Origin of the sequence: Crocosphaera watsonii WH 8501 (assembly GCF_000167195.1) — a bacterium.
Classification (GTDB): Bacteria; Cyanobacteriota; Cyanobacteriia; order Cyanobacteriales; family Microcystaceae; genus Crocosphaera; species Crocosphaera watsonii.
The window spans coordinates 1-9,486 of sequence record NZ_AADV02000168.1; the positions used below are offsets into that span (position 1 = coordinate 1).

A 9,486-nucleotide genomic window follows, 5' to 3' on the forward strand; every position below is an offset into this window, starting at 1 on the left:
CCGGCTACTGCAACGGGTGGGGTTAGGGTTGACTTGTACTCGTACTGAAAAAGTTGGGGATTCTAAAACTAGTGCAGCTTAGCAAAAATAATCCACCAGTCACTTATGATCTTTAAAGCCCTTAAATTTCCAAACGAACGGCTTAGCAAAATGTTGATTAAAGTAATCAATAAAATTGAGAATTTTTTGGGATAGTTCTTCAGTTGAACGGACAGTAATTCTTTTGAGTAAACGCCGGACTAAGATCGAAAACCAACACTCAATTTGATTAAGCCACGATGTATGTTTGGGAATATAAACAAAGCGAATTCGATGAGATTCATCTGATAAAAAATCTGCTCTGCTGTCCATAGATTGCAAAATCACCTCCTTTCCCTTTCTCCCCAAATCAATAGTAATTCCACAGCTTTCTGCTACTAATTTGACTAAGCTTTCCGATTTATGAGTGTTGAGTTGATCTACAATAAAAATCCATTCTGCTTTTTCATCAATCTTAATCGTTCTCTGGATATGTTCAGAAAAATCTTGTTCTGTTCTTGTCGATCCAATAGAGGGACTAACAACTTTTCCTCTTGCCACATCCCAGTTCGCAATCAAGCTTAAAGTTCCGTGTCTTTCATATTCAAATTCGATTTTTTCTACTTGTTTAGGCTTGATTCTTTTGTTCGGAAATAATCTCTCAAGAGCTTGAATCCCTGTCATTTCATCTGTACTAATTAAATGAATTCCTTGTTCTAACAAAGTTTTAGCTTCTTGATGAAGTTCACAGATATATTTGACTTGCTTTTTAAATTTTAAGGGATCATCAATTTTGGCATTTAACCAGTAACGAACGAGATGTGGTTGTAATGTCGCTTCTTTTTAAAAAACGCCCCACACTACGGGGGGAAATCTTTTCGACAATTCCTCTTTTTATGGCTTCATCCGCCAACTCTGAAGGTGTCCAATGGCTCACTGGTCTGTCTGATTTTTCACATTCTTCACAAGCGATCTCTACAATCTGGACTACTTGTTCGACCGTAAAGGATTTTGTTGTTCCAGGTCTTGGGCGATCGCTTAAAATTCCTTTGATCAAGACCATTAATGCTTTCTCCGTTACCTGTTGTTCTTCGGCGGCACTCAGTTTTTCTCTCTCCTCAAACCATCGCGATCGCCACTGACGCACTTGTACTCGGTCTAATTCTAATCTTCGACTAATCGAACTATTGCTCTCTCCTGATGCTGCGGCTAAGATTAGCTTGGCTCGTCTAACAAGGCGATAGGGGTTTGTTGTCCCTCTCACTATTTGTTGGAGTACTGTTTTCTGTAGGTTGGAGAGGTTAATTGGCAATGCTTTTATCATGGACATCAACTTCGAGATTCTTCCGTTAGTTTCATTGAAACACATTGTCGTGGCTAGTCACGAAAGTTTCTGTAAAAATCTGGTGGATTACTTTCGCCAAGCTGCACTAGTTTAACCATTTACTCTTTCGTTGTTCTGTTGTCAATAAGTAGCAGAAAAAGCAAATGGTTATCCAGAGCGTAACCTGATAGTTAGGGTTTGCTGAATAAAAGCAAAACCCTAATTATTCATTTTTGTAGTAATTGAGCTTAAGATTTAACCGAACCGGCTAACATACCCCGTACAAAGTAACGTTGTAGGGCAAAAAAGACCATTAAAGGCACTGTCATGCTAATAAAAGCACCGGCAGTTAATAAATACCAATCTTGACCCCTAGAGCCTACCATATTGCTCAGTTGGATGGTGACAGGTGCCACATTCTTTGTACCACCGAGATAAACCAAAGCGATTAATAAATCATTCCAAACCCAAAGAAACTGAAAGACAGCAAAAGAGGCGATCGCTGGCATGGATAAGGGTACAATTAACCGTGTAAAAATTTTTAGATGGGAGGCTCCATCAACTTTGGCCGCTTCGATGAGATCCCTTGGTAATGCACCGATATAGTTACGCAACAAATAGATACCTAATGGCAACCCATAACCAGTATGAGCTAACCATACTCCTAGAAAGGTATTTGCTAATCCTAAATCTCGATAAGCCCGTAAAATAGGAATAAGGGTAGTTTGCAAAGGAACAACCAATAAACAGACAACAATAAGAAATAAAAATTGTCGTCCCGGAAACTCCATCCAAGCAAACCCATAAGCTGCAAAAGTAGCGATGGCAATAGGAATAATGGTAGCAGGAATAGAAATGGTTAAACTATTTAAAAAAGCTTGTCCCATTCCCTGAGATTGGATCACCTCTAAGTAGTTGCCTAGATGATATTGGGTGAGTTCAAAGGGATGTAGAAAAACTGACCACCAACCACTGGATAACATAGCCTCTCGTTGCCTTAACGAACTAATAAATAGCCCCATAGTGGGCAGAGTCCAGATAAAGGCGATGATGACAAGGGTGATATGAATGGGAGTTTTTTGCCAAAATTCTACTTGATTTTTTTTGTTTATTTTTTCTGGCACTATCTTAATTTCTCCTGAGTTTGAAAACGACGAATATTACTAATCATGACGGGAATAATTAAGAGGAGTAAAATAATAGCGATCGCACTTCCACGTCCAAAATTTCGATAGTTAAACATTTCTTTGATCATACGACTAGCAATCACTTCTGTGCCATTATTTCCCCCTGTCATAACAAAGACAATATCAAATATTTTCAAAACTAAAATAATGATAGTCGTACTCACCACTAAAATAGTAGAACGAATCATAGGAATGGTAATACGCCAAAAAATCTGCCAACTATTCGCCCCATCAATACGGGCAGCCTCAACAATATCTTGTGGAATACCTTTAATTGCTACGGATAAAATAACCATGGCAAACCCAGTATATAACCAAATCATAATGATAATAAGAGCAAAATTATTGACCGATCTTTCTACTAACCAACCCACGGGTTCAAAACCTAAACTAACAATAATGGCATTCAATAACCCGATTTGTTCATCTCCTAATGGTCGATAAGCATAGATAAATCTCCAGATAACACTTGCCCCCACAAATGAGATGGCCATCGGTAAGAAAATTAGAGATTTTACAATGGGTTCATAGGAAACCTTATCTACTAAAACAGCAATAATTAACCCTAAAGATACACTAATACCTGTAACCAAAACTAACCATAATAAATTATTACGGACAGCCATCAACATTGATTTATCAGTAAAAGCAAATAAGTAGTTTTTCAAACCCACAAAATTTTGCGATCGCCCATCAAAAAAACTGAGATAAAAAGTTTGAATAGTAGGCAAAATCAAATAAGCTGACAAGATTAACATTGCAGGAGAAATATAAACCCAAGGTAATAAATTATGATTCCAAGGTTTAGGTAGGCGAGCAATACAGTAGTTTGCTAAATAAAAGATGCCAATAACCCCACCACAGCCAAAAACAACAGCTAATATTACATTAATAATTCTGGTGATAATTTCCATTATTTTTATATCTTAATTAAACATTCAAAAATAATTGCTCATTCTGGCCAACTATTTTCAATATTTTCTAGAACAGTCTCCACATCCGTTCCTCCAACATAATCAACCATACCAGACCAAAAAGTACCAGTTCCCACAGCCCCCGGCATCATATCCGAACCATCAAAACGAATAACATCAGCATCGGCCAAAATCTTTGCTTGTTGCTGCATTAATTGATTAGGATAAAGATCCATTGCAATATTTTTTCTGGGAGAAATAGAACCCCCTAATTTAACAACAATTTCGTGGGGAACTTTACTAGCAACATATTCCATTAACTGCCTTGCTTCGGGGGTATCATTAAACATAGCAAACACATCTCCTGCAACTAACACAGGAGATCCTTGATCCGGTTCAATGGGGGGTAAATAGAAAATGCCCACATCTTCGGCTGTGTTTATATCTTCAGGAAGAAAAGAGGCAATAAAAGCCGCTTGACGATGGAGATAACACTTAGGTTGCTCCCCAAATAATCCTTGGATGGAGTCTCCAAAAGGAATACTTAACACCCCCACCTTACCCCCATAAACATACTTGTCGTTGCGGACAATTTTACCGAAGGTTTCTACAGCGTTTTTTACCGATTGGTCCGTAAAGGGAATTTGATTGTTAACCCACTGATCATAAACCTCGGGCCCTGCTGTTCGCAACATGATGTCTTCCACCCAGTCTGTACCCACCCAACCGGTTGCATCTCCGCTTTCCATAGCAACACACCAGGGGGTTTTGCCCTCTTCCACCAGGCGATCGCTTAAGGCGATCATTTCCTCCCAGGTTTTGGGAATTTCGTAACCGTTTTCCTGAAAAACTTTGGGGTTATACCAAACTAAACTTTTAACCGAAGCTTGATACCAAACCCCATAGGGAGTCTCATCTACACTTCCCAAAGCGATCCAAGTATCAGGATAGGCTTCTTTGAGGTTTTCGGGGGTTATAAATTCTGTTAAGGGGATTAATTGTCCTTCTTTGGCAAAGTCGGCCATTAACCCAGGTTGAGGGAACAAAGCTATGTCTGGGAGGTTGCCTGAGTCTACCCGAATGGGTAAGGTGGTGGCAAAGGTATTAGTTCCTTCATAAACTACTTCAATGCCTGTTTTTTCGGTAAAAGGGGCTAGAGCTTTTTCTAGTTTTTCTTGTTCTTCCCCCACAATAACCCCAAGAATTGTTACTTGTTTTTGATTGGTTTGAGGGGTTTGGTTCAAGAAACTACAACCGCTTACGGTGAGACAAATTAGGAATGTAGCAGCAAAAAAGGCAGGTTTTAAACTGTTTTTGAATCTTTTCATTAATATCAGAGAGTATGTTCATTGCTATCAAAGAGATAAAGACGTTGACTATCTATTAATAGGTCTAGGGTTTCTTTTGACCTTACTTTAGCACGGGGGTCCAAACGGGCTACTAATTCCTCTCCGTTGGGGGTGTCACCATAAACCACCAATGAGTCCCCCATGTTTTCTATGAGGGTAACTGTTACTTGTATGGTTAATCCTTGAATATCTGGGGGGGTATATTGGGGATGATAGATGTTTTCGGGACGAATACCCAGAGTTAAGGATGGGTTTCCTATATCTTTTGCCATGTTAGGCAGATAGGTTTGCAGATCAATCAAGGTTTCACCCCATTTGAGGTATGATTTTCCCTCCTTTTCTCTCCTTTCTACAGGGAAAAAGTTCATGGAGGGACTGCCGATAAATCCTGCCACAAACTTATTGATAGGATGGTTATAAAGGTTTGTGGGGGTGTCTACTTGTTGCAAAATACCCTCTTTCATCACTGCAATGCGATCGCCCATAGTCATCGCTTCTACTTGATCGTGGGTGACATAGATAAAGGTGGTGTTTAAGTCTTGATGGAGTTTACTAATTTCTTTTCTCGCTTGAACCCGTAATTTTGCATCCAGGTTTGATAGGGGTTCATCCATCAAAAATACAGCAGGTTGTCTCACGATCGCCCTCCCCACAGTAACCCGTTGGCGTTGTCCCCCTGAAAGTTCTTTGGGTTTACGATGGAGTAGTTTTTCTATGCCTAACTGTTGCGCTGCACTATGAACTCGTTGTTTAATATCGGTACGAGATTTCCCTTGTAATTCTAAACTAAAGGCCATGTTATCAAAGACGCTCATGTGGGGGTAAAGGGCGTAAGATTGAAAGACCATGGCAATGTCTCGATCTTTAGGGGATAGTCCGTTTACAGGGCGATCTCCAATGGATATAGTCCCTTCTGTGATAGATTCTAACCCGGCCAATAATCTTAGGGAGGTACTTTTGCCACACCCAGAGGGGCCAACAAACACCAAAAATTCCCCATTTTTGATATCTAAATTGAGATTATTAACTGCGGTGTAATCTCCAAATCGCTTGATAACTTGGTCAAATGTAACACTAGCCATTAAAATTAATTAATATTTAATAATTAACAATTAGCAATTATACATTATTAATTAGGGTTTGCTGAAAAAGTTTCTCCAAAATTTATGCCACTTTTGACCAAGAATTTTCTGACAAATCAATAAGTTTTAGTACATAAAAATTGTTTAAAGTATAATCAAAATTAATGAAAGGCGTTTTGATGAGTTCCCCTGTTCTATTATTAGTAAATAAGGACAAAAAAAGCGACAAAAACTGCCTCAGAAGTTTAGAAAGATTGACAACTAAAAATGTAATAGCAATAGATGTAATGGAGGTTTCAGGGAGTTTTGTCATCACGAGATTTAGGCTAAATCTTCGTTTAGCTTGTCCAAACTTTCCCTCAATAGCATTACGGAAGCATTCATCGGAGTGGGCTTGTTTCTTTTCTTCTTCACTGACATTTTTCGGAGGTCTTCCTAACTTCGGACCACTGATTCTTATCCCTCTTTCTTTACACTAATTTCTGTTTTCCCTAGTTCGATAAATTTTATCTACATGGACGGATTCGGGATAATAGCCAAACGTTTCTTTATACTTTTCTACTTGTTCTTTTAAATGACAAGATTCATTGAAGTTTTCCCAACTTATTTTGTCTAGAAACACATAGTTATCTACACAGCTTACTGAGAGTTTAGCTCCAAACTCTATTGGTTTTCCTGCTTTTCCCCTCACTATTGGACGAATATGCGGTTGAGTTAAACTTACAATTCTTTGAGGAACACTCTGGGTCTTATTCTCCCACATTGACTGTTGTTGTTCATAAACTTTTTTGATAGTCTCTAGACAATTTTTCTGTCTTTTACTCAGATTTTCCAGGGAAGCCCCAGCTTGAATTAAGTCTTCTATATTTCCTAAATTTTTCTTAAGGTATTTTAACTGTTTCCCGATAGCTTTTCTTCTTTCTTGATAAGATACTTTTCGTTTTTTAGCTACTTTTAAGTATTCCTTTCTAGCAATTTTTCTAGAAGTTCTCGGCTTTTTTCTCAATTTTACTCTTAATGGTTTATAAAGATTATCTATTATTCTTTCTGTCTCAATTCTGGCTTGATTTAATATGCCTAAATCCGTTGGGTATTTGATGTCTGCTGGCGCACAAGTCGCATCTAAAATTAGTTTACCTTTATTTTTTATTTTTTCTCCTTTTTCTTGGAGACAATCCTTTTTTTTTACTTCTTTATCACTCTTGTCTATTTCCCTTTTTACTATTTTTTTATTGATTTTGTTTATCAATTCTCCATCAATTCTTTTCCTAAAATGAACTAGCATTGAAGATTCCAGTGGTGGCTCTTGTTGATAACAATTTAAACCTATAAAGTATTGTAGATAGGGATTTTCTCTAATCTGTTCTATAGTTTCTCTATCACTTGTTCCTAATTTTTCCTTAATAATTAATGTCCCTAATGCCATTCTAAATAGTTTGGCTGGCGCACCTTTTTCTGCTGAAAAAAGTTTAGCATATTCTTCCTCAAAATCATCCCAAGGTATCAACTCTGCCATGATTACCCAACGATTATTGGGGGACAATTTGCCCTCGAAAGGTAATTCAAATTTTTCTGGGGGCGGTAAAGGTTGCCCCTCTTTTCGATACATTTGTTCTTGACCAACAACTGGGAGGTGTTTCTACCAATTATAGCGGTTTGTAGCCGACAAAGCTGATCTTTTTTGCGATCGCGAATATGGGTGTAACCTTTTAAAGAATAGGGTTTTGCTTTTATTCAGCAAACCCTAAATAAAGGATTGAGAGACAATTCAACGACTGAGTGAGCTTGTTGGTTACTGGAGAGGGCATCGAGTAATTCTATAATAGTTTCTTTTCTAGCTTTTAGTCCTTGGAAGAGGTTAGACCTCCACACCAGGAATTCCTCGACAGACGTAGCCGTTTCATTTTTGGTCATTTTTAAAATTTATTACCTTATAAATTAGCGAAATATATACGCTAACATCAAAAGAGGTTGTTTGTTACAGTTAAGGCTAATGTCATCACATTCCGAACTTAAGACCAGTCAAGATGTCCACCTGAGAGCCAAACAAATTAAGAGTCTAATTCGCTCTCTTAAACAGAAAATAAAGAAAATTGAACGGGAAGGGGAAGTAGCACCAGCTAATTGTCATATTATTCGTTATCAGGTTAATGGAAAGGGAACAATCTACTGGTATTATAAACTACAGGCTGCTGAATCAATTTTTCCTATGGCCACTAATAATGAGAAAAAAACCAAATATAAATATTTAGGACGAGCCGGAAGTTCTGCTCATATTGATGCTGTAGAAAAACTCACTAGAAGAAATCTCATTGATGAATTAGAACGAGTCATTCAATCTCTAACTGAAAGCTACTTAGATATCTATATTGGAACCGAAACTGAATGAAGCTATTTAATATTTAAAATCCCCTAAAAAGATGGAAAGAGAGTTTTTAAAATCACCTTAATTCTCTATTTTAGCTCTGGAGATATGTTTAGCGTAAAATTTACGCTAACAATTGTGTTTTATCCAAAGTCCAATATAGATTAGGGCGAGAAAAAGAAATATTAAATCATCCTCAAAACCTATCGGGAGAAGATGATTTACCAGGGTTGATTTTAAATTTAAGTGAAATTTTTTGAGGGTAAATGATTTAAAGTTAATTTAACTTTTATCATCATGAGTAGTGATTAAAGATACAGCTTGTACACCAGTAATAGCTGCCATTAAAGTCCAAGTTCCAGTAGGAGTGACATTAATGCGATGAGATAATCCTCTAGATAATAAATAATTCATTTTACTTTCACTTATTTTATCCTTAATTTTCATAATTTCCTGAGTAACATTGTCTGAAAAATACCAATCTAAAAGAGTGGAATAGGTTAATAAGACAAAAGATGGGATGGCAATAGTTCAAGCAGAAATACCTAGAGATAAAGTTTATTTCTATCTCGCTTCACCTGTTCCTTATTCGAGTGTATTTATGTCTAATACAAATAAGATACCTTCAGGGTCTACGAAAGAAAAACATGTTCCAATCATGCCCAAATATTCTCCTAATAAAATACTGTGCCTAAAGTTTTATTTGAGACTTAACTGAAATCCTGGTAAATTTCCAATTATTGAAAAACTCCAAAATAAACTTTTTAAAAGTTTTTAAGAGATTCTAATTGGGTGAATTCTGCCTGTTCCAAATTGGGTTGGCCATATTGAGTTTACCACTACCGCATCTTCCTTAAGGAAAAAAACCTAAAGGTCATTGCCGATCCTCTTTAAAAAACATTTACCCCCGTCTTTGGATTCTGAGTCAACAAAATCCCGGTCTGGGGGTTAATTATTTTTTAAACGAGCTATAAAAAAATATTTGCTTGGTCCCAACCACGGGTTATCTTACAAAAATTCGCCAAACAAATCTTTTTCCCTCCCTTTTTTCTTAAAGAATATAATGTACCTGTTTCGACGCACCCATATCTTTGAATAACACACTTTCAAAAAGTACGTGGGAACACTGGCGTACACGATCGTACGGGAGGTGATAACATATAAACCTTCCCCCTTCTTCTTGAACAACGCTGCCATTTATCTCGGCGGAATCTCCTGGGATAGCTCATTTCTCCTATTCCCCACCG

General features: G+C 37.4%; 8 protein-coding genes and 2 pseudogenes. 1 reads left to right on the plus strand and 9 read right to left on the minus strand.

Going from position 1 to position 9,486, the window contains the following annotated elements:
• Window positions 1–99 precede the first annotated feature (99 nt).
• From CWATDRAFT_RS27085 to CWATDRAFT_RS27125, 8 genes and pseudogenes are all read right to left on the minus strand, one after another.
• Window positions 100–741 (minus strand): transposase, encoded by a 642-nt coding sequence (locus CWATDRAFT_RS27085; RefSeq protein ID WP_007307992.1) that lies wholly within the window; start codon window positions 739–741, stop codon window positions 100–102.
• A 64-nt stretch (window positions 742–805) separates the two neighbouring features.
• Window positions 806–1,387, minus strand: coding sequence for a helix-turn-helix domain-containing protein (locus CWATDRAFT_RS27090; protein WP_007303067.1), 582 nt, complete (start codon window positions 1,385–1,387; stop codon window positions 806–808).
• Between the two features lie 203 nt (window positions 1,388–1,590).
• Window positions 1,591–2,466 (minus strand): carbohydrate ABC transporter permease, encoded by an 876-nt coding sequence (locus CWATDRAFT_RS27095; RefSeq protein ID WP_007307993.1) that lies wholly within the window; start codon window positions 2,464–2,466, stop codon window positions 1,591–1,593.
• Window positions 2,466–3,443 carry a carbohydrate ABC transporter permease gene (locus tag CWATDRAFT_RS27100; RefSeq protein WP_007307994.1) on the minus strand — a complete coding sequence of 326 codons (978 nt, stop codon included), beginning with the start codon at window positions 3,441–3,443 and terminating at the stop codon, window positions 2,466–2,468. Before CWATDRAFT_RS27100 ends, CWATDRAFT_RS27095 begins: the two co-directional genes overlap by 1 nt.
• A 38-nt stretch (window positions 3,444–3,481) precedes the next feature.
• Window positions 3,482–4,771: an ABC transporter substrate-binding protein gene (locus tag CWATDRAFT_RS27105; RefSeq protein WP_007307995.1), complete on the minus strand. Its 1,290-nt coding sequence runs from the start codon at window positions 4,769–4,771 to the stop codon at window positions 3,482–3,484.
• A gap of 5 nt (window positions 4,772–4,776) precedes the next feature.
• A complete protein-coding gene (locus CWATDRAFT_RS27110) occupies window positions 4,777–5,874 on the minus strand; it encodes an ABC transporter ATP-binding protein (protein ID WP_007307996.1) in 1,098 nt (365 codons plus the stop codon).
• An 82-nt stretch (window positions 5,875–5,956) separates the two neighbouring features.
• Window positions 5,957–7,483 (minus strand): annotated as a pseudogene (locus CWATDRAFT_RS27120) (IS5-like element ISCwa2 family transposase).
• Between the two features lie 134 nt (window positions 7,484–7,617).
• Window positions 7,618–7,788, minus strand: a pseudogene (locus CWATDRAFT_RS27125) (NF041680 family putative transposase); the annotation flags it as partial.
• A gap of 79 nt (window positions 7,789–7,867) precedes the next feature.
• Between CWATDRAFT_RS27125 and CWATDRAFT_RS27130 the strand changes: the two are divergent.
• Window positions 7,868–8,263: a hypothetical protein gene (locus CWATDRAFT_RS27130; protein ID WP_007303072.1), complete on the plus strand. Its 396-nt coding sequence runs from the start codon at window positions 7,868–7,870 to the stop codon at window positions 8,261–8,263.
• A 258-nt stretch (window positions 8,264–8,521) separates the two neighbouring features.
• Here CWATDRAFT_RS27130 and CWATDRAFT_RS41190 read toward each other — a convergent pair whose 3' ends face one another.
• Window positions 8,522–8,653 (minus strand): hypothetical protein, encoded by a 132-nt coding sequence (locus CWATDRAFT_RS41190; RefSeq protein ID WP_268743014.1) that lies wholly within the window; start codon window positions 8,651–8,653, stop codon window positions 8,522–8,524.
• Window positions 8,654–9,486 lie beyond the last annotated feature (833 nt).

Excerpts from the sequence above, each read along its gene's own strand:
- CWATDRAFT_RS27105 (WP_007307995.1), bottom strand. The coding sequence starts at position 4,771 with ATGAAAAGATTCAAAAACAGTTTAAAACCTGCCTTTTTTGCTGCTACA.
- CWATDRAFT_RS27130 (WP_007303072.1), top strand. The coding sequence starts at position 7,868 with ATGTCATCACATTCCGAACTTAAGACCAGTCAAGATGTCCACCTGAGA.
- CWATDRAFT_RS27110 (WP_007307996.1), bottom strand. The coding sequence starts at position 5,874 with ATGGCTAGTGTTACATTTGACCAAGTTATCAAGCGATTTGGAGATTAC.
- CWATDRAFT_RS41190 (WP_268743014.1), bottom strand. The coding sequence starts at position 8,653 with ATGAATTATTTATTATCTAGAGGATTATCTCATCGCATTAATGTCACT.
- CWATDRAFT_RS27090 (WP_007303067.1), bottom strand. The coding sequence starts at position 1,387 with ATGTGTTTCAATGAAACTAACGGAAGAATCTCGAAGTTGATGTCCATG.
- CWATDRAFT_RS27100 (WP_007307994.1), bottom strand. The coding sequence starts at position 3,443 with ATGGAAATTATCACCAGAATTATTAATGTAATATTAGCTGTTGTTTTT.